19 protein-coding genes are annotated in these 24625 nt (G+C 39.6%); 7 read left to right on the top strand and 12 right to left on the bottom strand.

What is annotated here, in order from left to right; all coding sequences use genetic code 11:
- Nucleotides 1–11: 11 nt before the first annotated feature.
- From QQK05_RS16440 to QQK05_RS16450, 3 genes are all read right to left on the bottom strand, one after another.
- A complete protein-coding gene (locus tag QQK05_RS16440; protein WP_284300622.1) occupies nt 12–1001 on the bottom strand; it encodes a hypothetical protein in 990 nt (329 codons plus the stop codon).
- 447 nt (nt 1002–1448) lie between these two features.
- Nucleotides 1449–2057 carry a hypothetical protein gene (locus tag QQK05_RS16445; RefSeq protein WP_284300624.1) on the bottom strand — a complete coding sequence of 203 codons (609 nt, stop codon included), beginning with the start codon at nt 2055–2057 and terminating at the stop codon, nt 1449–1451.
- Nucleotides 2054–3154 carry a hypothetical protein gene (locus QQK05_RS16450; protein WP_284300626.1) on the bottom strand — a complete coding sequence of 367 codons (1101 nt, stop codon included), beginning with the start codon at nt 3152–3154 and terminating at the stop codon, nt 2054–2056. The genes QQK05_RS16445 and QQK05_RS16450 overlap by 4 nt, the downstream gene beginning before the upstream one ends.
- A gap of 492 nt (nt 3155–3646) precedes the next feature.
- Between QQK05_RS16450 and QQK05_RS16455 the strand changes: the two genes are divergently transcribed.
- Entirely contained in the window at nt 3647–4054 is a 408-nt protein-coding gene (locus QQK05_RS16455; protein WP_284300628.1) for a hypothetical protein, read from the top strand.
- On the top strand, nt 4051–4269 hold the full coding sequence (locus tag QQK05_RS16460; RefSeq protein WP_284300630.1) for a hypothetical protein: 219 nt from the start codon (nt 4051–4053) through the stop codon (nt 4267–4269). The genes QQK05_RS16455 and QQK05_RS16460 overlap by 4 nt, the downstream gene beginning before the upstream one ends.
- A 4-nt stretch (nt 4270–4273) precedes the next feature.
- On the opposite strand, the gene QQK05_RS16465 is transcribed toward QQK05_RS16460, so the two are convergent.
- The gene (locus QQK05_RS16465) at nt 4274–5626 is read right to left on the bottom strand and encodes a tyrosine-type recombinase/integrase (RefSeq protein WP_284300632.1); all 1353 of its coding nucleotides are present in this window, start codon (nt 5624–5626) and stop codon (nt 4274–4276) included.
- Between the two features lie 145 nt (nt 5627–5771).
- Here QQK05_RS16465 and sbcB point away from each other — a divergent pair, with 145 nt between their 5' ends.
- Nucleotides 5772–7238, top strand: a complete 1467-nt coding sequence (sbcB, locus tag QQK05_RS16470; RefSeq protein WP_284300634.1) for an exodeoxyribonuclease I — start codon at nt 5772–5774, stop codon at nt 7236–7238.
- Nucleotides 7239–7247: 9 nt separating this feature from the next.
- Here the strand turns inward: sbcB and QQK05_RS16475 are convergent, their stop codons facing one another.
- Both QQK05_RS16475 and QQK05_RS16480 read right to left on the bottom strand, forming a co-directional pair.
- A complete protein-coding gene (locus QQK05_RS16475) occupies nt 7248–8135 on the bottom strand; it encodes a substrate-binding periplasmic protein (RefSeq protein ID WP_284300636.1) in 888 nt (295 codons plus the stop codon).
- A 62-nt stretch (nt 8136–8197) separates the two neighbouring features.
- Entirely contained in the window at nt 8198–9073 is an 876-nt protein-coding gene (locus QQK05_RS16480; RefSeq protein WP_284300638.1) for an NAD(P)-dependent oxidoreductase, read from the bottom strand.
- 124 nt (nt 9074–9197) lie between these two features.
- On the opposite strand from QQK05_RS16480, the gene QQK05_RS16485 reads away from it, so the two are divergent.
- The gene (locus QQK05_RS16485) at nt 9198–9683 is read left to right on the top strand and encodes a glutathione peroxidase (RefSeq protein WP_284300640.1); all 486 of its coding nucleotides are present in this window, start codon (nt 9198–9200) and stop codon (nt 9681–9683) included.
- Nucleotides 9684–9688: 5 nt separating this feature from the next.
- Nucleotides 9689–10123 (top strand): MarR family winged helix-turn-helix transcriptional regulator, encoded by a 435-nt coding sequence (locus tag QQK05_RS16490; RefSeq protein ID WP_284300641.1) that lies wholly within the window; start codon nt 9689–9691, stop codon nt 10121–10123.
- A gap of 60 nt (nt 10124–10183) precedes the next feature.
- Here QQK05_RS16490 and QQK05_RS16495 read toward each other — a convergent pair whose 3' ends face one another.
- Both QQK05_RS16495 and topA read right to left on the bottom strand, forming a co-directional pair.
- Nucleotides 10184–11839 carry a SulP family inorganic anion transporter gene (locus QQK05_RS16495; protein WP_284300644.1) on the bottom strand — a complete coding sequence of 552 codons (1656 nt, stop codon included), beginning with the start codon at nt 11837–11839 and terminating at the stop codon, nt 10184–10186.
- Nucleotides 11840–12054: 215 nt separating this feature from the next.
- Nucleotides 12055–14718, bottom strand: a complete 2664-nt coding sequence (gene topA / locus QQK05_RS16500; RefSeq protein ID WP_284300646.1) for a type I DNA topoisomerase — start codon at nt 14716–14718, stop codon at nt 12055–12057.
- 355 nt (nt 14719–15073) lie between these two features.
- On the opposite strand from topA, the gene QQK05_RS16505 reads away from it, so the two are divergent.
- A complete protein-coding gene (locus tag QQK05_RS16505) occupies nt 15074–16180 on the top strand; it encodes an arginase family protein (protein ID WP_284300649.1) in 1107 nt (368 codons plus the stop codon).
- A 71-nt stretch (nt 16181–16251) separates the two neighbouring features.
- Here the strand turns inward: QQK05_RS16505 and QQK05_RS16510 are convergent, their stop codons facing one another.
- Nucleotides 16252–18705: an Ig-like domain-containing protein gene (locus QQK05_RS16510; RefSeq protein ID WP_284300652.1), complete on the bottom strand. Its 2454-nt coding sequence runs from the start codon at nt 18703–18705 to the stop codon at nt 16252–16254.
- Nucleotides 18706–18863: 158 nt separating this feature from the next.
- On the opposite strand from QQK05_RS16510, the gene QQK05_RS16515 reads away from it, so the two are divergent.
- Entirely contained in the window at nt 18864–20207 is a 1344-nt protein-coding gene (locus QQK05_RS16515) for a dicarboxylate/amino acid:cation symporter (protein WP_284300654.1), read from the top strand.
- A 73-nt stretch (nt 20208–20280) separates the two neighbouring features.
- On the opposite strand, the gene QQK05_RS16520 is transcribed toward QQK05_RS16515, so the two are convergent.
- The 3 genes from QQK05_RS16520 to QQK05_RS16530 form a co-directional block, all read right to left on the bottom strand.
- Entirely contained in the window at nt 20281–20982 is a 702-nt protein-coding gene (locus QQK05_RS16520; RefSeq protein WP_284300797.1) for a thiopurine S-methyltransferase, read from the bottom strand.
- Nucleotides 20933–21958: a protease SohB gene (gene sohB / locus QQK05_RS16525; RefSeq protein WP_284300656.1), complete on the bottom strand. Its 1026-nt coding sequence runs from the start codon at nt 21956–21958 to the stop codon at nt 20933–20935. Before sohB ends, QQK05_RS16520 begins: the two co-directional genes overlap by 50 nt.
- A gap of 137 nt (nt 21959–22095) precedes the next feature.
- Nucleotides 22096–24522: a VolA/Pla-1 family phospholipase gene (locus QQK05_RS16530; protein ID WP_284300658.1), complete on the bottom strand. Its 2427-nt coding sequence runs from the start codon at nt 24520–24522 to the stop codon at nt 22096–22098.
- Nucleotides 24523–24625: the final 103 nt, after the last annotated feature.

A 24625-nucleotide genomic window follows, 5' to 3' on the forward strand; every position in this document is an offset into this window, starting at 1 on the left:
TTGTCGTAAGACTAAAACGGTAAATCAGAACCATCATATGCATCTTCAAATACGCGATTGCCATAGTGGATATAATTAATTCCTGTATCGTCATTAACAACCATAAATTTTTTATCTTTAAAAACTTGGTTTTCTTTATTTTTAAATTTGTTAACCATCTCAGATTTAAACCATGACACTTTATGTTCTTGTGTTGATACATAGCTAAACTTATTTATCTTTCTCTTACTGCCATCTTTCTTTTTAGTATTTATTTTAAATGACTCTAGAAAACCAGATAAAACTAGTTCTTTATAAGCTTTTCTGATCTCTTTATCAGCAGCAATATCAGACCCATTCAAATTAAGCAATGACTTTAAAAACTCTAAAGAATGTGTATTGAACCTTTTGCTATGACTACTTAGAAAACGCATTAACGCTTGTGCTCGTTGCGTTTTTAAAACACTCATCCAGTCCAAATTAACAAATGAATACCTTTGTTTTCTGAACTCAAGCAAAATAAATTCTGGAATTATCGCTACAATATTTTCTGCGGCTTCTTGTAATTGACTACCATCAGAGAGAAGGTGATAAAACGTGGTTGTCTTTTTCTGCTCATCATGCAAATTGACTTTTACATCAGTTAGTCTATCAATTGAATCATGAAAGCGCTTTGCCGCCTTTTTCTTGTCCTTTTTGATATACGCTTCTGTCATACCAAACAGCTTCGCTACTTCGGCAAAAGGAATATCAACCCGATTAACATATTCTGGCGCTTGCTCGTTGACTAAGAGCCATTTTTTCAAGATATAGACATAAAGCAAATAGTCATTCATATCCAAGTAACGATGCTTAATTGTGTATGTATATTCTCCGAATGAGTATATCTCTGCTTCCCTAGATTTTTTAATAACTTTGTTATCGTAGCAGCTAAATAAATTGGTTCTATTTAATAAATCTGTTACTAGTGTTGTTTCTGCGTCTTGAAACATTCTTACCGTAAATTTTTTCTTCTTTGCCATGCCCTACCTTTTTAGTTAGTACTTATACATATATCTAAAAAATGAGATATTTCAATAGCTAAATTCAACTTATTTTTCTAATCCGAAAAGGTATATCAAAAACCCGAAAAGGTGTACCTAGTAAAAGTTCACTACGTACTTCAAAATCCCGTAGAAAATCGGAGTAAATTCGAAATTAACTTTAGAATTTGAGGAGGGTATAGACTGATTATATTTGGATCACAGTAACTTACACTTTGTTTTCAGTGAATATAAAGTAATGTGTATTAAAAAGCATATCAGTGATGACAATATCTATTTACTGATTGAATAACAGCTAAAAATTACAGCACTGATAGGAAAACGAAGAACAACCTTAGATCTCAGTAAACTATTTCTGTTATTAATTATGTCTCAATCTCACTTTGGTACTGCAATAGTGGCAAGGTTGTTGCTCCGATTGGTTTATTATTTTTTGTTCCTGTAATTATTACTCTTTTCGTTATTTCGATTGTTTTTTGAAGGATTTAGCTTTGAATTTAAATTTTCCAATTCTGAATCTACAACTTGGCTTGGTACAGCATCATTTACAATCAAATCATACAGTGATTTAAGCATTGGATTTTTTTTCTGAATCGGCATTTTAGTTTGAAAATGAACATTACAATTAGCGCCAAATGGATTAGGTTCTAGGTCTAATACTTCACCAGCACCTTTTCTGTTGTTCTGTAATCTTTTATAGGCATGGTTAAAAGTAAAGCCAAGCACCAGCAACAACAGTAATGTTTCTTCGATACGATAATCATCACAAGACTTAATAAAATTATATATTTTTTCTTGCCTCAGTTTTCGTCTGTTATTTCTGTCTTTAAAATACTTCTCTATTTCTGAAATAATTTGATTAATCGACATTTTATCAATGTTAATACGTTCTTTTATTTCAGGGTACGCTTTTAATACACCTATAATTGCATCAATTAGCCAATCATTTTTTATGTACTTAAAAGCATCTAAGTCACCTAATGCTTCAGCTCTGAATTTTTGTTCGATGAGTGTAGCTAGTGTTATATCATTCATTTTTTCTTCCTTGATTTTAGTTTTTCTTTTATATGATTAGAGATTAAATCTTCATCGCTAATCTTTGAGATATCTGTCTTTGATTGAACTTCCTGTTCAACTTTTTCTATCGTATTTTCTGTGCTTTTTTGCATGTTTTCATCTTCTATATCCAGAACAATTTCAGCACTAATGCTTGCTTCAGTTTTTGCCGATTCTTGCTTTAGTATTTTGCTCAACCACTTGTCTAAATATTCACTTAACTCTTTCTTCTTTAGATTAAGCTGTTGCGTAAGTTTTTTGTATTTACTGAATGAGTCTTGCAATTTTTTTTCGAGAAATTGATGCTTTGGTAGGTACTCAGCCATAGTTAATAATTTTGATTTACCACGAGTAAATTTAAGGCGTTTAAAACACTGATGAGCTAAATCTTGTATTGCGACAAAGTTGGAGTTCAGTTCGTTTGTTTTACCAGTAACCTCATTTACCCCTTTCTTGAATAAAGTCCTCAAATAGGATTTTTTGGTATTAAAGTCATAATTGAAAAACATTACATGTGCGTGGATGTTACATTTGAAATTGCCCTTTTTATCGGTAAACCCCTCGTCATAGTGCAAAGCAAAACCACACTCGGTAAATTTAAACTTTTTTGCATAGTTTTTTGAATACGTCTTAAGACACTTAACGATTTCTCGCTTTGCTCTTTCTTTACCCAGTTTTTTTTCCAGCCAAGCAACATGTTCTTCAGATAAAATTACAACATGTTCAAAAAGAGTATTCATGTCATTGCGACATTTTCGCCCTACAATGCTTTTATATCTTTCTAGGTGCTTATAATAAGCGTCAAGGGGGGAGAATGTTCCATCTGGTGAAACTATGACATTATCATGTGAAAATTCATCAATGACATTAACTGAGTTGGTATTACCAGTCCGCATAATGTGCTCAAACTCAGCCAGTGCTGATTTATAGCTTCTATCGGTGATTTTTGTTTTAAACACAGATTTAGTGGAACCATCATCTTGTGATTGTTCAACAACATGTTTTGACTTAACTTGTTTAGTTAACTTATCGTGTTTGTAATACGCAGCTCTGACCGCTACAAAGTTTTTTCTCATTCAGAAATCTATTTGTTCTTATTTCATCTAACCACAGATTTCTTTTTTTACAAGGGTAGTTTTCTATTCGATATTTTAATACCGATTAACTCACTAAAGCCTAAGTCCCTTAGGCGTGAGTTTTCATAAGAATGAAAAAGAAAATCAAATAAATCAAATAAATCAAATAAATCAAATAAATCAAAATTATTTTCGCCCTAGTAAACCCCATAGATATGACTTGCTAAGACATTAATTGGTAACAGTTTTTATGCTAAAACTTATACCACAAAAAAAGCAAAATGTCAAGTAAACCATTGATTTGAAAGGGCTTTATATAGAGAACCCATTGCAATGTATATCTGATTGTGTTAGAATATGTCTCGTTGTCACAATACTGCCAACTGCAAAAAGGTATAAGAATAGTGAATAGTTTCACAAAAAAGTTAATATGTAGGAGGACTAAGATCATTTGATTTTGGCGCACTCCTACGTCCAGAATTTAGGAGAAAAATGATGAAACAAAACGGTCAAGACTTAAGTAAATGCCTGCAACAATCTAATACGATATTAAAATGCTTTGATATAGAGTTTTATTCATATTGGATACAACTCATCAATGTAATATCTCGATCCGCCAAAAACTGTACTAATAAATCGAATGAACCCCTAAATCTTGAAAAGTTGATTATTGGTTTATCTAAACATCCAAACTCATCACTATATGTACAGGATATTTCAGATATATGCTCTTGGAGTGAAGACGACCTTTTACTTTATTTCAATGACTATGAGAGCGTAGCTTGTCTCTATTGGAAAGTGGAATGTTCTATAAATAATGATGCATATTACTTTGACGAATATTTTGTTGCTTGTCCAAGTGGTAAAATATATCAAATTTTAATGGAGGAGGATTTATGAATTTAGTAGAAATTTATGGTCCAACTTTAACATTAAAAGAGCTTTGTTCGGTATTGAAGATAAGCCGCTCTGGATATTATAGCTACCTAAAAAATAAGGAAAGGACCGTTAATCAAAATGAGGAAAAGTGGTTACCAGACCCCATTCCCAATTTTAGCAAAAAATTATTTTATACAAGTGAAGTTGAAACATTTTTACAAATCAGCTCTCACTAAATAACTAACTGGCTTTCCCAAAAGCCAGTTTATCTATTTCTTTGTCTATTATACTCCAATATAGGTTTAAAGCTTCTAGCTGCTGATCTAGGTAATCAGCTTTATTATAGTGTGCTTTAGTACCCCTTAGTTTATGACCAAGAATTTTTTCACATATTGGATCCCATTTTGAATCTAATTCACAAAGTATAGAGTTCAGAGATCGTCTAAAGTCATGAGGAATTATTTTTGAAATTTTTTCAGCGCGAAATAGTTTTGCAGACATTCTTTGGCAAAATCGGTCAATAGCATGAATTGAGAGTGGACTGTTGGCTTTCTCACTTCGAAATACATAACCAGAATTACCATAGATTTTCATATATTCCATTAATAATTTTTTTGCATTATCTGGTATAGGATGTTTCTCTGGTCTCTGAATCTCAATGTCACCTTCAAAAGCTCCTCGCCTAGGAAGTTGTTTTCTACCTTTTGGGGTTGGGATAGTCCAGACCATACTATCAAAATCCAGATGTTCCCACATCATAGTTCTTACAGCAGTATTCCTACCGCCAAATAAAATTATCATTTTCAAACATAACTTAGTTTGTGGTAACGCTTTTGATCTTTCTATCTCCAACCACATCCTAGCAATATCTGATGCTGACGGAGTTCTTTCAGAAGGTAGTGAAGCTTTTCCAACATCATTAACTTTGTAGACAAAAATGTCTGTCCTTGATAGTTTCTCTTTTGTTAATCCCCATTTAGCAATACTTTTAATTAGCTTTAAAACACTACCAGCAACAATAGAGCTGCCTTCTTTTCGGATCCACTCAAAATAATTCATCCACTGAACAGGTCTAATATCATCGAAAGGTATGTTCAAGTAATTTACGACCCATTCTTCTTCTAAGCTCCCTCGACTAGGAGTGTTGAAAATCCATTTGTTAATAGTTGTTCTATAATTTTCAATAGTATTGGGTTTATAGTCTTGTTCATCCAAGGAGTCTAACCACTCCCTCGACAATTGAATTAATGTTGAACTCGACTTTTGAAGGTTCTTATTTTTCAAATCCAACATTACTTGTTTTGGGTCTTTTCCTTGTTCAAGGTGAAGCTTTAATTTTGAAACTTGCTTTCTAGCAGTTTCTATACCGTTTTCCGTTTCATGGTAAGAGCCAAGTGATAGTCGTTGTGGTTTACCTTTGTAACGGTATCTAAATTGCCAAACTATTTTGCCTTTCAAAGATACTCGAATACTTAAAGAATCTCGATCTGAAAGCTCAATAGGTTTATCATATAACTTACCTGTAGCAGGGTTTGTTAGTTGTTTTAAATCTTTGCCATTAAACCTATTTATAGTTGCTTTAGTTAAACCCATTTTTTATGTACACAAAGATAGATAATATGTACACACAGTGTACACATCTAGGTGGAACAATTTCAAACTAAAAAGTACAGATTCGAACCAGCAAAGTAAATTTACCAATATTATAATATAATTATCAGCACGTTAGGATTTTCAATTGAACAAAAAAGAACACTTCCAAACAAACACAGACAATGAAAATCAACCCACAATTTACTGGCACGATTATGAGACTTGGGGGGTATCGCCAAAATACGACAAACCTTCTCAATTTGCCGCCATTAGAACAGATCTTGATCTAAACATTATTGGTGAGCCGGAAGTTTTTTATTGCCAACCGCCTGCCGACTACTTACCTCACCCCGAAGCAGCGTTAGTCACCGGTATTACACCCCAAAAAGCGTTAAAAGAAGGTTTACCTGAAGCAGAGTTTGCCGCTCGAATTCATGCCCTATTTTCGGCGCCTAATACCTGTGTCGCCGGATATAATAATATTCGCTTTGACGATGAAGTTACACGCTACATGCTTTACCGTAACTTCTATGATCCATACGCTCGTGAATGGCAAAATGGTAATAGTCGCTGGGACATCATTGATATGGTCCGTGCATGTTATGCATTACGTCCTGAAGGCATTAATTGGCCGGAAAACGATGATGGTATCGTGAGCTTTAGATTAGAGTTGCTAACGGCGGCCAATGGCATAAGCCATGAAGCTGCGCATGATGCTATGAGTGACGTATATGCCACCATCGCAATGGCCAAACTGATCAAAGAAAAACAACCAAAGCTTTATCATTTTTTATTTAGTTTACGAAACAAAAAAGCCGTGAGTGAGTTACTTGATGTTTACAACATGACGCCTGTTGTTCATACCACGAGTAAAATACCTTCAACTCAAGGCTGCACAAGTTGGTTTGCACCGATTAGCTACCATCCGACGAATAAAAATGCGGTTATTTGTGTCGACTTATCAAAAGACATTTCGCCATTGTTAACGATGGATGCTCAACAGATAGAAGAGCGACTTTATACGTCGTATAAAGATCTCGCTGAAGATGAGTTACCTATTCCAGTGAAACTTGTTCATACCAACAAGTGCCCTGTAGTAGCCCCTGCAAAAACATTACTGCCAGAAAATGCAGAACGTTTGGGCATTGATCGTGAAGCATGTTTAGCAAATTTAGCGACATTGAAAAAGCACCCTGAGTTACGTGAAACATTAGCCGACGTATTTAACACAAAATACGAGAATGATGACACGATAGAGCCAGAGCATGCGTTATATTCTGGTGCGTTTTTTAGTGATAGTGATAAAGCGCAAATGGATGTCTTGCATCAAATAAATGTTGAGCAGCTTGCGACTCACCAATTTGAATTTAACGATCCTCGTTTAGCGCCAATGTTGTTTAAGTATCGAGCGAGAAACTACCCGCACTTACTTAATGAAGATGAAAAGCAACAGTGGCAGTTGTACTGCAAAGATAAAATACAACACGGTGGTAAAGGCTTGTTAAGTGCTGAAGAGTTTATGTTAAAACTCGAAAACCTTGCTTACGAGCACGAAGCTAACGAAGGCAAAATGGCGATATTAAAAGCGCTGTATAACTATATTAGCCAATAGCTTAGTTTTCTATTTAAACCAGAATTGTTCAACTTTCTCAGAATCAGGGAAAGTTGAATTGGTTAACTCAATTATTTTGCGCTCATCAAGCTTTAACAGCCCTAGTGTGTTGCCAAAGTGACGATTAAAAAGCACTTGATAACTGCCATCGGCAAACGCTTTCTTTAAACCCGACTCAACCGTAATTGCCAGTTCCTCGTTTTCTTTATTGACGAAGAAATAATATGCCGAAGGGTATTTAATCAGCAACGTTTTTTCAACGACGAGGTCTTTGTTGCGAGACTGAATCGATTCATTGGTAATTTCGAGTACCGAACGCGGGAAGTAGTCCGCTAAACCCGAAGCGACGGCTTTCGACATGGTTTTAAAAGAAAAGTTACCCTCAATAGGCAAATCATTTTCTCTAAATACATCAAAGTCAGTCCAATCAAAGCGTTGTACCGCGATGAACTCTCTTAGATCTTGGGCTGAAGAAATATCTGAAAATCGTGTTTGGTCGTCATGACGAATGAATGCAACTCGCCAACCTATCAAACCACGGTATAGCGGGAAGCGAATAGCGCGCAGTTCTTGCTCTCGTTCGATCGATGTAGTCGACCAATTAAGATCAATATTGATGCCTTGACTAAGTTCTTTCAGGGCGCGAGCTTGGTTGTAATTTCGTTTGAAATAAACGATGTTTAAGTCATAGCCTTGTTTAGAAAAAACAAGTCTAAGTAAGTCCTCAACAAAGGGGTTGCGAACACGATTGCCATCGAGTGGTCCAGGGATCACGATATCGATTGGTTGAAGAACTACATTGTCGGTTTGCTGGGCTTGTCCATAAGCGATGTTAACACATGCACTGAGCATAAAGGTGCACACAACAAACATCATTCTCATCATTTTTGCTGTCATAAAAGCCTCTACAAGTAATAACAGTATAGAGGCTTTTTATAATGAGATGCTAGCTTTGGCGTTTATTTTTTCTCTGATGCTTTAAAACGTGCAATTAAACTCGACGTATCCCAACGGTTTCCACCCATTGCTTGTACTTCTTGATAATAACCGTCAACCATAGTGGTCATTGGTAATGGGACATCGTGTTTTTTGGCTTGCTCAAACGCAATAGACAAATCTTTGCGCATCCAATCAACGGCAAAACCAAAGTCGTATTCACCGGCAAACATCGTTTTATAACGATTCTCCATTTGCCATGAGCCTGCGGCACCTTTTGAGATAGTTTCTACCAACTTATCTGGGTCTAGACCTACTTTCTCTGCAAAATTAAAACCTTCAGCTAAGCCCTGAACAACACCAGCAATGCAAATTTGGTTGACCATTTTCGCCAATTGTCCTGCTCCTACATCCCCCATCAACTGAGTAAATCGAGCGTAAGCATCCATCACTGGCGCAACCGTTGAAAAGTCGTGTTCACTGCCACCGCACATAACAGTCAGCACACCATTTTCTGCACCCGCTTGGCCTCCACTTACTGGCGCATCAATAAAGCCACAGCCTTTTTCTTTACAAGCATCAGCAAGTTCGATCGCAAGTTCAGCAGACGCTGTTGTATGGTCAACTAAAATAGCACCTTCTTTTAATCCAGCTAAAATACCTTCATCGCCGTATACGACGCTTCTTACGTCATCGTCGTTACCAACACAGCAAAAGACAATATCACAACCTTGAGACGCTTCTTTTGGTGTATGACCGACATTTCCCGAAAATTCAGTTTGCCACTTTAACGCCTTTTCAGTGCTTCGGTTATAGACAGAGGTTTGAAATCCTGCGCTGACCAAATGGCCTGCCATTGGGTATCCCATCACGCCCAAACCAATAAATGCTACCTTCATTTACTACTCCTTATTCGTTTCATCTAGTGTAACGAAAACAAAGTATTTACTCAGCAAGAAAATTAAGTTGTGCACAACTTAATTTTGCACTACTATAGTTTCATTAACTATTGAGGAGAATAACATGAGTAACTTTTATCAATTTGAAGCAACAGACTTTAAAGGCGATAACATTTCAATGTCTTCATATGAAGGCAAAGTCGTTTTAGTCGTAAACACAGCAAGTGCTTGTGGTTTTACACCTCAGTACGAAGGTTTGCAGAAACTATACGGTCAATATCAAGAGCAAGGTCTTGAAGTGCTAGCATTCCCATGTAACCAATTTGGTAAGCAAGAAAAAGGTTCTGACGATGAAATTAAGTCGTTTTGTGATCTTAACTTCAATATTTCTTTTCCGTTATTTTCAAAAATTGAAGTCAATGGCGACAATGCTCACCCGATATACCAGCACTTAAAACAGGAAGCACCGGGCATTTTAGGCACTAAAAAGATCAAGTGGAATTTCACTAAGTTCCTGATTGGCAAAAACGGCCAAGTTATCAAGCGTTATGCGCCAACAACAAAACCTCAAGATATCGAAGCTGACATCAAAGCGGAATTGGCCAAGTAATAATTATGGTTGAACAACTCGCGTTAGAGAACCAACTTTGTTTTCGACTTTATCGCTTGAATAAGCGGATGAATAAAATGTATGCGCCATTACTAAAAGCGTTAGGGTTAACCTACCCTCAATATTTAGTGATGCTAGCGTTATGGCAAATGTCGCCAAAAACAATATCGGTTAAGGCGCTGGGGCAAAAGCTTGAGCTCGACTCAGGAACATTATCGCCATTATTGAAACGAATGGAAGCTAATGGACTTGTGCAAAGAAATAGAAGCCAAGATGACGAGCGTAGTGTATTTGTTGCGCTGACGGAATCAGGTGCGGCATTACAAGAAAAGGCCGTTGATATTCCAATGACGCTTTTTAGCCAAACAGGTCTTGGCGAAGATGAATTTCATCAACTGACTCAACTGCTAGATAAGTTGATTGATTCTACCAACCCCTAACGATTTCATAAAACAAACAAAAAAGGAGCAACTGATGCTCCTTTTTTTATTTCCAATAAACTAGGCGTTTAACTCTTCAATCGCTCGTGTTATCGCGAGCTTTCTTGATTCCACCATGTTTTGTTCACCGACCAAATCGGTTAACCCCATACGCTGGAATGTTTGACGTGTGTCACTTGATGGACACGCAACAAAAACTGTTTTCCCGGCTTCAATCGCATCTTTAACGGCATTTTCAATCGCTAAAGAAACCGTTGCATCAATCAGTGGTACATCAGATAAGTCAAAAAGCACAGATTCGAACGCATGAATATTCTCATGCTCTCTTGCGATTGCACGAGAAACACCAAAAATCATCGGCCCACTGAAATACATCATCATTACCTTGCCCTTGATCGGCGCAAACATTTTTCGTTCTTCACGAGATAAGCGGAAGTTATCGTCCGTATCACTGATCGAATGAATGTTTTTCGCTTGAAGGCGGCTTAACTTTTCTATAGTTAAGATATTAGCGATAAATACCCCTATACCCACCGCAACAATCAAGTCGACAAGTACCGTTAACAACATTACACCATACATGATGACTGTCGCTGATGTTGATACTCGATGTGCGCGCTTTAAGAAACTCCAATCAAGGATGTTCAAGCCCACTTTTATCGCAATAGCCGCAAGCACCGCCAGCGGTATATAAGCAGTTAAACCAGCAGCAAAAACAACTAATACTACAAGAACCAATGCACGGGTTACCCCTGATAACGCGGTTTTTGCGCCAGATTGAATATTAACAACCGTACCCATGGTTGCGCCTGCACCTGGCAAGCCACCACAAACACCAGATACCATGTTACCGATACCCTGGCCAATAAGTTCTTTGCGCGAGTTGTGCTCTTTACGGGTTAAGCTATCTGCGATTACAGCTGTTAAGAGCGCGTCGATACAACCTAACGTACCTAATACGATGCCATCAACCACCATCTGCGTCCATTGCTCGGCCGAAAAGGTAGGCATAATAAGGCTTGGTAGCCCTAATGACACTTCACCAATAGAACGAATGCCAACATCGCTAAACAAGGTAACCGCTATGACAGAACCAACAATTAAAGCAATTAATTGAGGCGGAATACGTGAGGCCCATTTTTGTGGAAACTTGAACAAAATAACGAGCGTTAATACGCCAAGTGCTAGCTCATACCAGTTGGCATTAACAATAACATCAGGTAATGCCATTAAGTTACCTAACACTCCCCCACCCGGGTTTTCATGGCCTAACATTGGTGGAAGTTGCAAGATTATCAGAATCAAACCAATGCCCGACATGAAGCCGGATATTACGCTATAGGGCATTAATGTGATGTACTTACCCAAATTGAGTAAGCCTAAGACAATTTGGAAAACACCTGCAATCATGACAACGGTGAAGGCCATGGCTAAGCCGTTTTCAGGATTACTTGCAATCATCGTAGTGATGACGGCAGCCATCACAACCGTCATCGGACCGGTCGGCTCTGAAATTAGGGTTGGCGTGCCACCAAACAATGAGGCAAACAATCCAATCAATATCGCCCCGTAAAGACCGGCTTCTGCACCTGCGCCAGAGGCGACACCAAACGCTAAAGCTAGGGGTAATGAGACAATAGCTGCGGTAACACCGCCAAAAATATCGCCACGTGTGTTTGATAGGTTAATTTCGTTAAACCAATTGGGTTTCACCATTTATACTCTGCCAATTATCCGAAAGTCTTATTGATTTTATTTGTGGTGTATCCTAATGACCTAGAACAAGGTTGCCAAGTGCTAAATGCTGAAAATCAGCGTTTTTAGAACAGGATAGACCACTTGAGCAAGCTAGCCTATTTGCGGTTAGCCATCAGATACAAAAATGGAGAGTCAAAGTGAACTCTCCATTTCATTACTAATATTAACGAGGTTTATTTAGCCTTAGCTTTGGTTTTGGCCTTCGCTTTAGGTTTGGCTTTTTTCTTCGCCTCTTCGACCCACTTATCGTCAATATATTTAGCGGTCCAGCCCGTTGCCTTGCCATCGAGCTCAGTCATAACATACTGCTCTTTAGTTTTACGGCTATAGCGAACAATCGCTTCATTACCGTCAGGATCTTTAGCCGGAGCATCTGCTAAGTAGTAAAATTTTGGTGAAATTCTATCTCTAAAACGCGCTAGTTCTGACACTTTAGGTGCACGTGTTTCTCGCGATTTAGGGAAAGTATTTGCTGCTAAGAAAATACCCGCCGCACCGTCACGTAAAACGAAATGAGCGTCAGACTTCTCACATGGTAGTTCTGGTAATTGAACCGGATCTTCCTTCGGTGGCGCGGCTTCACCATTAGCTAATAACTTACGCGTATTTTTACACTCACTATTAGTACAGCCAAAGTACTTACCAAAGCGACCTGATTTAAGCTCCATGTCTGAGCCACATTTATCACATTCGATAATAGGTCCATCGTAGCCTTTAATCTTGAACTCGCCAGTCTCTAGCTCAAAACCGTCACATTGCGGGTTGTTACCACAAACATGTAGCTTGCGCTTTTCATCGATTAGGTAGCTGTCCATTGCCGTGGAACACTTAGGGCAACGATGCATTGCTCGTAATGCTTCAGTCTCTTGGTCCTCAGCAAGAACGCTGACCGCCTCTTCACCAGGGGTTAAGTTCATTGTCGTTGTACAACGTTCTTTTGGTGATAAAGAGTAACCAGAACAACCTAAGAATACGCCAGTAGAAGCCGTTCGAATCCCCATCTTTCTGCCACACGTAGGACAGTCGATGTCAGTCAATACAACTTCGTTGCTTGGCATACCGCCATCTTCAACAGGTTTATCAGCTTTTTCTAATAACCCTGTGAAGTTTTTATAAAATTCGTTTAATACCGCTTTCCAATCACTATTACCGCCAGCAATCTCATCAAGCTCGCTTTCCATATTTGCGGTAAAGTCATAGCTCATTAAGTTTTCAAAGCTTGCAGATAAGCTATCGGTAACGATTTCACCCATTTTTTCTGCGTAGAAACGTTTGTTCTCTAAACGCACGTAGCCTCTATCTTGAATTGTCGAGATGATAGATGCGTAAGTCGATGGGCGACCAATAGAGCGCTTTTCTAACTCTTTAACTAATGATGCTTCACCAAAACGCGCTGGTGGCTTAGTAAAGTGTTGTGCTGGGTCTAACTCAACCAGCGATAAACTGTCACCGACATTTAGATCCGGTAAGTGTGTATCTTTATCTGATTTTGAAAGCTGAGGATGAACGCGCGTCCAACCGTCAAACTTCATCACACGGCCTTTGGCTTTAAGTTCAAAATCACCCGCGCTAACGGTTAACGTTGATACGTCGTATCGCGCAGCAGTCATTTGACACGCGACAAATTGACGCCAGATAAGCTCATAAAGACGCTTACAATCAGCATCCATATCAGTTAGCAATGCTGCTTCCAATTTCACATTTGATGGACGAATCGCTTCGTGGGCCTCTTGTGCATTTGATTTAGCACCATACACCTTAGCCTTCTCAGGAAGATAGTCTTCACCAAAGTTCTCACCAATATACGTGCGACACATTTCTACTGCGTCTTTACTCAAGTTGGTTGAGTCGGTACGCATATAGGTGATGTGTCCTGCTTCGTAAAGGCGTTGAGCCAAGCTCATTGTTCGCTTAACGCCATAACCTAAGCGAGTGCTCGCAGCTTGTTGCAGCGTTGACGTAATAAACGGTGCTGAAGGAGAGCTTTTAGAGGGCTTATCTTCACGTTTACTGACTTGATATGACGCATTTTCAAGTGCTTTTACTGCACTCATTGTTTGCGCTTCATTCGTCGGCTTAAATGCCTTGCCTGATTCATGCGTTACCGCAAGTTTTAACGCCGTTTTATCACTCGTTAACGTTTGCGCATGAATGTCCCAGAACTCTTCTGGGATAAACGCTTTAATTTCACGCTCTTTTTCAACAACCAGTTTTACCGCTACTGATTGTACACGGCCTGCAGATAAACCACGTGCGAGTTTCTTCCACAATAATGGACTCACCATAAAGCCAACAACACGGTCTAAAAAGCGTCGCGCTTGTTGGGCATTAACGCCTGGCATGCTTAATTCACTTGGTTCTGAGAATGCTTGCTCTATTGCGTTTTGAGTAATCTCATTAAATACAACGCGTTTGTACTTGTCATCATCCGCGCCAATAATCTCTTTTAAGTGCCACGCGATCGCTTCTCCCTCGCGGTCCAAATCGGTTGCGAGATAGATAGTGTCAGCATTATCGGCAAGTTTCTTTAATTCAGTGACAACTTTTTCTTTACCAGGAAGTATTTGATAATCGGCCTTCCAGTCTTTTTCTGGGTTAATTCCCATGCGATTAAAAAGAGCTTGTTTGTCACGCTTAGCTTTATATTTAGCTTTCGCTTCCGGTGACATTTTTCTAACTTCTGCAGGCGATTTTGTTGCAACTTTTTTACCCGAGCTTCCTGTAGGAAGGTCGCGGACATGACCAACACTCGACTTAACGACAAAGTTTTTGCCTAAGTATTTGTTAATCGTTTTAGCTTTAGCTGGTGACTCGACTATGACCAGTGATTTTGCCATATGTTTACTAATTCCTAAATAAAGGGGGCATGCCCCTAACCTTCATATATCGCATTATGTTCGATGGGCTTAGCGATGATGAATAAAAACACTTATAACAAGCTTTTTAAAATAACTATTAGATATATCTATTATTATCAAGGCTGACAAGTAATAATTTTTTTATACTAGCCAAATATTTCTAATTCGATATAATGACGCCCAAATTTTTGGCGCCACATCATAATAAACTTTGCTATAAAAGGTAACCGCTTTTTTTATTTATACTAAGCAAAGCCTATAAATAGCTCATAATAAAAACAACATTCAGAAAGATGTGGTCACTTTCACTTCAAACAAGTAGTTCGAGAATATTATGGCAGACTCAAAAACAGCATTTTTTGAAAACATAAAGCAAACGCTTTGTCCGCCGGGCAATGGCGTATTTACCGTAAACACAGCAAAAGAGCGCAAAGAAGCGCTTCATTACAGCTTATTTGGCCAAACACAGGACATTGATAGCCTATGGCACCAGTCGTTTGAAAAGTTGCCTACAGCATGTAATGCGGTGGTATTAGGTGTAGCTTCAGATTGTGGTGGCGGTATTTTACGTGGTGCAAACTGGGGGCCTTTATTCTTGCGCTCAACGTTGTTAGAGCAACACCCTAACCTATCAAGCTTTGATTTAGGTGATGTGCGCGTTATTCCACACTTGTTACATGACAAATATTTAAATGAATCTACATTGAGTAATTGTCGTAAAGCCTTGTATCAAAACCCAGAGAGTTCATTACCAGTAAGTCCTTTGAGTATTACTGAAGAGACATTGCATGAGTTTTACCGTGAATTTCCTGAAAAAGGCATCTTTGGTATTGGTGGCGACCATTCAATTAGCTATGCACTGACTAAACCATATTTAATGGCGAAAAAAGCACAAGGCAAACGTGTCGCTATTATCCACTTCGACGCGCACACCGATTTATTGCACGAACGATTAGGTATCGATTTATGCTTTGGCTCATGGTGTACACATATTCTTGATGATTTACATGAACCACACCATTTAATTCAAGTGGGCATTCGCTCGAGTGGCAAACCTAAGTCTCATTGGGAAGATACGTTTGGCGTTAAGCAACATTGGGCTCACGAAGTGAGAGAGCAAGGTGTTGATGCAATTATTGAAAAAATCAAAGCACAGCTAGCTCCAGAAGCAATCGACGAGCTTTATGTTAGTTTCGATATAGATGCAATTGACCAAGAGTTTGCATCAGCAACAGGGACACCTGAGCCAGATGGTTTATATCCTGACGAAGCAGAAAAAATCATCACTGAATTAGGCAAGCTGTACCCAATTACAGGTGCTGACATGATGGAATTAGCACCATTTACTGACAGCACAGGTCGCGGCCAAGAAGCTGTTGCTAAAACCTTCAAAGTTGCTGGTGACCTATCTGCATTAATGATTAATGAAATGAACAAATAACCCCGCTCATTTTGATTAGACATAAAAAAAAGCCCTTATCACTAAGGGCTTTTTTATTGGCTTAATTTAACCTATAAAATCACAATACTAATAGCGTTGTATGTTGTCACTGTACCATTCGGTGTTTCAACTTCAATTAACAATGTGCCTGACTTAGGCTCAGTCTCACCTTTAATTGATACACCAAATGAACGACCACCATTGTGATTGTCATTTGGCCAAGTGAAGGCTGATGTACCTTGAACAGAACCCACTGTCGCATTAAAACGAACCTCTGTGCCCGCTGGCATTGGTTGGTTGTGAAGGTCAGCAATAATTACACTTGCAGAGCCAACGTTTTCACCAGCAATATAAACCGTACTATCGTCTGGATCATAGTTTGGATTTGGTACGTCTGGTGTACCTGGATCATTATCATCATCAATTTCTGTCGCTACCGCATCTGTTGTTGATGTTGTTACAAAAAACGCATCAGAACCAGACATAATAATAGTAATTTGGCGTCTTACATTAATTGATTTTTGGTCACTACAACCATCGTGTGCAGGAATTGAACATAGTACACCGTTGTACTTACTGTCATTTTGCGTAAACGCTTGAGAGTTATCAAAATCAACAAAGGTTTCTATTTCACCACCAGTTTCTCCACCCGCTTCTTGAGGGTTGTATAGGCCGTCTTCGTTATGATCAACAAACGCTTCTTTTAAGTCATAAGCTTGACCACTCACGTTAGTCCCTAAGAACGCTGTAACCTCTGAAGCGTCAAAACGTCCGTTACCATTTAAATCAGGGAATGACTCTTCACCAATTGCCGTTGCCAAGATAGTTGCGCGGCCACCATATTTTTGGCCCATGGTGTTAAATTCTTCTGGAACACGACCTTCGGCAGCAAGCTCTTTACCTTCTGGACGAGGGAACTGACTAAACCAATTTACACTACACGTGCCGTTTACCGTTGTACATGCAGACTCAATAGAACCACCTTCAGTCGTAAATGACACAGCAGTACCGTCAGGCACAGGGTTGTTAAACGCATCAGCTAAGCGAGCAGTTACCACAACTTGAGTACCGTCACGGCTCCAACCTTCAGCATTTAACAGGTCGGCAGATAAACTGAAACTATCTTGATCAGGAATACCTGTCGAAACAACAAGTAAGCTAGATTGTGACGTAATAACAGGATCGCTTCCGACAATAGTCGCTTGCACACGAACAGTGGTTGCAACCGTACCTGAATTAACAACGGTTTGTACTAAACCTTGTGCATTTGTCGTTGCCGACATTGGGCTAATTGACACGTTACCAACATCAGTATTTAAACTGAAGTCAACCTGCTGACCATTTACTGGGTCGCCGTTGGTATCTAACACTTTAAAAACAACCGTTGAGCTTTCAGAGCCGCCTAATGCACCTGTACCTAACAAAGAGATATTCTCAGGCGATGCCGATTCAAATTCTATACTACCAACATCAGCCGGTAATACATTGACGACAGCATTTGCGGATAAGTTAATACCACCTGCATTTGCTGTGACATTGATTGTATCATCACCCACACAACCTTGAGCTAGGTAAGTTGTTGATGCTGTACCACTCGAGGTATTGATTGGTGAGCTAATCATTGCTGTTGGCGTCGCCAAATTAGAACAGCCAGAAGAGAAATTAACATCAATCGCTTCAGTAAACGGGTTACCTTCTTCATCAACAATGTTAACTGTAACAACCGCTGTACCGCCTGCCGACAAACTGCCAGTTAAATCAAGTTCAGCAACACCTTCTTGGAATGGAGAGCCGCTGCCCATCAATACGTTAGTTGCACCAATAACAAAAATTTCTTGCCCGCTTTCACCTGACTCGATACTCGCCGTAATCGTGCCTGCACCCAAGCTATTACCTGCAAATAAATCAACCGTTGCTTGATTATTCTCGTCAGTAATTGCTGTCGGGATAGGTAAGTCACCAATACTAGCGGCAAACGTGACGATAAGCGGTGCTGAAATACCATTGACGGTTGCAATAGCTCTTGCTGGTTTTGACGCCGTGATTGAATCTGTCGGGTTACCCGATGCATCAACAAGCTCAACAGAGATATTAATATCACCAACAACGCCTATATCATCACCTTGTGTCGAAAAGGTGAAACTCGCGTTTTCGCCAGAGTCTAAGGTTGCGGTCACTGTACCTGCGCCACGAACTGAGCCAGCGGTTAATACAATATCAGCAATACCGTCAGCATTTGTACGGGCAGTACCAGAAGATGGAGATAGCGCACCTAACGTTGTTGTAAACGTAACAAGCTCGCCTTCTTTAGGTTGAGAATTCTCTAGCACTAACGCGCTAATCGTAATGGGTGCTTGACCTGTGACGTTGGTATCAGTGCTTGTTAGAGAAACTGTAATAGTGCTACCACTACCACCATCATCACCACCTCCGTTACCATCCCTTGACAGACCATCACCACCGCCGCCACAACCGACGACCGTTACAAGCATAAGTAATAAACTTAAGCGACGAAGTAGCTCCATATACTGGCTCTCCCTAGTATTATTATAATAAGCAACAATATCTTAACCGAATAATAAGCAAAACGTCACGACAAAATTAGCTTTGATGGATTTCTTTGGTTTTTTATCGATTAAATAATTGCTACTCTAATAAAGAATACACCTAATTACTTCATATTATGACTAAAAATAACACTAATAATTTAACATCACGAATTGTCATTGGTATGACATTAGGCATTTTGGTGGGCTTTATGCTCAAACTCCTGATGCCTGAAGGCTCTGACTTCGTCGTTCCTCTATACTTTTTTGATTTTTCTTTCCGTTCATTTTTTGTTGACGGCATTTTTGAAATCGGCGGACAAATATTTATCGCTAGTTTAAAAATGTTAGTAGTTCCGCTCGTTTTCGTTTCTCTTGTTTGTGGCACATGCTCACTAAACGATACGGCAAAACTAGGTCGCATTGGTGGTAAAGCAATCGGTTTATACCTGATTACTACGGCACTTGCGATTACGTTAGCAATGAGCATGGCATTACTTATTTCGCCGGGTGAAGGCGTTAATATGACAACTGAGACTAACTTCGCAAGTAAAGAGGCTCCATCGCTAGCGCAAGTTATTATTCAAATGTTCCCAAGCAACCCATTCACCGCATTTGCTCAAGGCAACATGCTTCAAGTGATTGTGTTTGCCCTTCTATTTGGTATCGCGACAGCACTTTCTGGCAAAGCAGGTGAACGCATTGCAAGTCTATTTGTTGACTTGAATGAAGTGATTATGCGCCTTGTTACTATTTTAATGAACTTAGCGCCATACGGTGTTTTCTGTTTATTAGCGAAGCTATTTACAGATATTTCACTGGCAACCATCAGCAATTTAATTGTCTACTTCATGGTTGTGTTGGGTGTTCTGTTAATTCACGCGTTAGTAACCTACCCTGTTCTACTTAAGTTATTAACGGGCTTAAACCCGATTAGTTTCTTAAGAAAAATGCGTAGTACAGCAATTTTCGCGTTCTCGACGGCAAGCTCTAACGCTACCATTCCAATTACGTTAGAAACGAATACGAAGAAACTAGGTGCTGATAACTCAATTGCATCATTTACCGTTCCATTGGGCGCAACAATCAATATGGATGGTACTGCAATCATGCAAGGTGTTGCGACGGTATTTATTGCCCAAGTATTTAACGTTGACCTGACAATATCTGACTTTTTAATGGTTATTTTAACGGCTACGCTTGCTTCGATCGGCACCGCTGGTGTTCCTGGTGTAGGTTTGATCATGCTAGCGATGGTACTTAACCAAGTTGGCCTTCCTGTTGAGGGTATTGCGTTAATTATTGGTGTTGACCGCTTGTTAGACATGACACGCACAGCCGTTAACGTCACCGGTGATTCAATGGTTACTATGGTTGTTGCCAAGACAGAAGGTCAGTTGAATGAAGAAATGTTCAACGACAAAAATGCTGGCCAGAATATTGAGGAAATCGACTTTCACAAGATGCGAGAAGACTCTTGAGATAAATGATGAATACTAAAAAGGCACTCAATTGAGTGCCTTTTTTACGTTCTGAGCATCATGAATTTATGTTTTATTGACTAATAATATAAAGCTTTTCTTTCAAATAGCTAACGTCAAATACGCGTCGTGCAAATTGCTTGTTCTCAATATCTCGTGAAGCAATAAGCTCAACAGACAACCCGTCAAAGTATTCCGCTATATCTTGTTCAAAAATAGGAAATGGCGGACCAGAAAGCTCTTCAGGAGGAAATTCTAAGCTAATTAACGCCAACTTTACTCCATCTTTAATTAAGCCTCGAATATAGCTAACGTATTTTGCTTGCAGCGCTTGCGGTAAGGCAATTAACGCAGCTCTATCGTAGATCCATTGAAAATCACCAATCGTTTCTTTATCAAGATCAAATATATCACCTTGGTACAGTACGACCTCATCTTTCGAATAACGTACGAAAGGCGTTTCGTCATGTTGCTCATAGGTTATTCCGTGATCTTGAAAGAAATCTCTACACGCGATTTCACTCAGCTCACAACCGACAACTTTCATGTGTTCAGCCCAAAAAAACATATCTAAGGACTTACCACAAAGAGGAACAAACACTTTAGTATCCTGTGAGGATAACAAAGGGGAAATATATTGTGTTAAAAAAGGATGTACCTGATCTTGATGAAAACCAATTGAATCCTTTTGCCAACAGTTATGCCAGAAACTCGCTTCCACCGTATTACCCTTTATGAAGCTGATTTTTCTGCCACAATTTACTCCAAATAGCATCAAACGACAGACTTGCCGCTTTGGAGAACTTTTCCGCGATTCCTTTTTTCACTTCATATTTAATAGCAACAATTTGCTTGTTTTTACTTGCTGACAATAAGTAATCATCACTCGTTTGAATTTCATCAACCAAACCAAGCTCTTTTGCTTTTAAACCAAACCAGTGCTCACCGGTAGCGACTTTATCAATATCTAAACTCGGGCGATGCTCACGTACGAAGTCTTTAAATAACACATGGGTTTCTTCAAGCTCTTCAATAAACTTCGCTCGACCAGCGTCAGTATTTTCACCAAACATGGTTAATGTGCGTTTAAACTCACCTGCGGTAAGTTGTTCATAATCAATGTCGTTTTTCTTCAATAATTTATTAAAGTTAGGTATCTGCGCAATAACGCCGATTGAACCGACAATGGCAAAAGGTGCCGACAAAATCTTATTAGCAACACATGCCATCATATAACCACCACTGGCAGCGACTTTATCAACGGCCACAGTTAATGGGATGTCTTTTTGTCGAATACGGTCAAGTTGTGATGCCGCAAGACCATAACCGTGGACCATGCCGCCGCCACTTTCTAGGCGAACAAACACTTCGTCATCAGGCGTAGCTACTGTTAACAGCGCCGTCACTTCTTCACGTAAACCTGAAACTTCTTTTGCGTCGATACTGCCATTAAAATCCAATACAAATAATCGAGATTTTTTCTCATATTCAGATTTTTGCTTCTTCTTCTCTTTTTCAGCCTTTTTATCCTGCTTAGCTTTCTCTTTTAACTCTTCTTTCGTCAGTAGGTGGTGAATAACATCTTCTTCTACTTCTTCGAAGTGCTCGCTTAAGTCAGTAATTTCTAACTCACCTTTTTTAGTTTTTTGTTTCACTGCAGTCGCTGTGATAGTCACAACAATAGCAATAAAGGCAACAACAAAGGTTATCGTTTTGGCTAAAAACAAGCCATATTCATATAAAAATTCCAATGAATGCTCCGGTTATCGTTAGGTTTTCATTAGTTGATATTGGTTCTCATTGTACACATTTCAAGTATTTAGACGATAAAAAAAGCCCTCTATAAAGAGGGCTTTTTGACTTATCTATTTGTAACGTTTACTTTGGATTATTGAATCACGTCAGTATTCGTTACTTGTAACATCGCGCCTAACGTTGCAAAGAACGTTGATACTTGTGTTTGCATTTCAGAGGTAGCTGCTGGGCTTGCTGCTGGGCTCAATACTGATGAGTGTGAACCCTCAGTAAAGCGAACCGCAGTTGAACCAATAACACCCTGACCACCGATTGGTAATGCAGTGATATTGTCACCTGCATTTGATAAGCCAAGTAATGCAATTAAGCCTTCTGTACCACCAATTGGCGTTGTAGAAACACGGTTAGGAATAACTTGGTCTGATAAGTTGTCCATACCGTCACCCACAACTTCAATTAAATGAATCGGTGTTTGCGTCGCCGCTAAGATACCAGCATAGTTTGCAGGGTCACCAGCATCAGTCACAGTTTGTGCTGCGAAGGTGAACTGAGCAAAGCCAGCGTTCAATTCAGCTTGCTGTGCAGGTGTTAACGCGCTGTAGAACTGCGTGTAAATACCGACTAATTCAGCTTCAGAAGGACCCGTTGGGTATGTTGCAGCAACTAATGCCGCAAAATCTTCTGATAAGTTCAACGTTAAGCTTGCTTTGATTAATCCGCTAAATGACGGTGATTCTAATAAGAAGTTTGCTACCGCTGCACCAGGCATTGCTAGTGAAGAAGCATTAATCGCAAATAACGGGTCGATTTGAGGATCTAACGGCGAATTTGCAAGTGCCGTAAAGTTTGTACCTGTAATCGCACCTAATGAGTGACCAAGGTAAGACACGTTAGAGCCATCAATTAAGCCTGGTAACGTGTTAAGACCTAAACGTAAACCAAGTGTATCAACAACTGATTGACGTAAGTTATCACGTGTTGTTAATAGGCTTGCCAAGTTCATGTAGTGTGTTGCAGACACAGTAGTGGCATTGATTTCATCGCCTGGAACTAATGGGTTTACATCAAAACCACGACTACCACCTAATGCTGGGTCACCGTGAAGAGGATGGTTAATTGCAACCGTCGCAATACCTTGGATAGATAATGCGCCCGTAATCGCTAACATGTCTTCTTTCTTAGACGTGATACCGTGTTGCAAGATAGCTACTGGCCAACCTGCAGCTGGCATTTCTAATGCTGGTAACCCTAGACTTCCACGAACAGCGTTTGCAACAGCAAGGTCTGGTGTCGTCATTTGGATTGCAACAGTTTGAACGCTTGTCGGTGCTGGTACTGGGTTGAACTTCGTTAAGTTACGTTCAGTATCAATACCTAAGTTACGTAAACCTGGTGCAGGTAATCCACTCGCCTGTGAGATAGCCATACACTGAGCATCTACCGCATCAACTGGATCTGCTGGGATAGCCGCAGGGTTTTGTGCTGCAAGACCAGCTAACATCGCGCCTGAATCACATAACGCAGTCCACATATCAGTCACTGGCGCCATTGGGTTTTCCGCAGACGGCGTGCCTAAATAGTATGGTAAGTTAATCGTTGCAGTATATAAGTTTGCTGAGCTGTATAAAGGTACCGCTTCAGCTGGAATCTGACCTGCCAACACATCAGCAACTGATAATGTTGTATCCATCACGTTAGTAATTGATAACGACGGCGGAACCATCATTGCAGCTTCTGTTGCAAACTGCTGAGCCATTAAAGACTTTAATGAGCCTAATACATCAACAGTAGACTGTGTAGTCATCGCCATTGTGTAAATAACGTTCTCAGTATCAGCACCGGCTTGACCAATTGCTGCTTCATAACTGTTAACAACACCTTGAAGGTCGCGTTGAGCTTGGCTACCTAACGGCTTAGTTGCAATATCTTGCTTCACTAATTCGTATGTTGTTGAACCTTGAACAGCGTTGCCGTTGGTATCAGTTAACTCGTTAGTTAATGCAACAACGTAACTTGTTTTTGCTTTTAACGGCTTAAGCGGAACAATGGCAACAGCATTGCCACTTGCTTGTGAAATAAAGTCAACGCCGTATTGCAGTTCACCTACAACAGTACACGCAGCACCTTGAGGTACAGCAGCACAATCTTCAAAACCTGGGTTTTGTACTGGGCCGCCCATCACTGTTTCAAATACACGTACAGCCGATGGTGTAACACTGTCAGCGTTTAAGCTAACACCAGCTTGGAAATCAATCGCGATTGTGAAAGGGTTAACTGTTGACCAACCGTCAAGGGCACTAATCGCTACAGAAGGATCTGCGAAGTCTGTAGGGTCAGCAACGGGTATATTTAACGTACCGTCCGTTGTACCACTAAAGAGAAGGTCATTTGGAATTGATAAGACACCATTTGAAGGGTCAAACACAACACGCGAGGCTGGTAAAACGGTAGTACCGTTGTCATCTAAATTTTCTTGAACTCTCGAAATAGTCTCATCACCACCACAACCGGCTAAACCGAGTGCACTAGTAACTGCTAAACTAAGAACTAGCTTTTTCATTATATCTCCCCAAGGACTAGTCTTTTTTATTACTGTTGTAATTAACTTGAACTCCACTTTACTTAGTATATTGTTGTTTGAAATAAGTAAAAACGAACAAGTT

It is taken from the genome of Thalassotalea loyana (assembly GCF_030161435.1).
Classification (GTDB): Bacteria; Pseudomonadota; Gammaproteobacteria; order Enterobacterales; family Alteromonadaceae; genus Thalassotalea_G; species Thalassotalea_G loyana.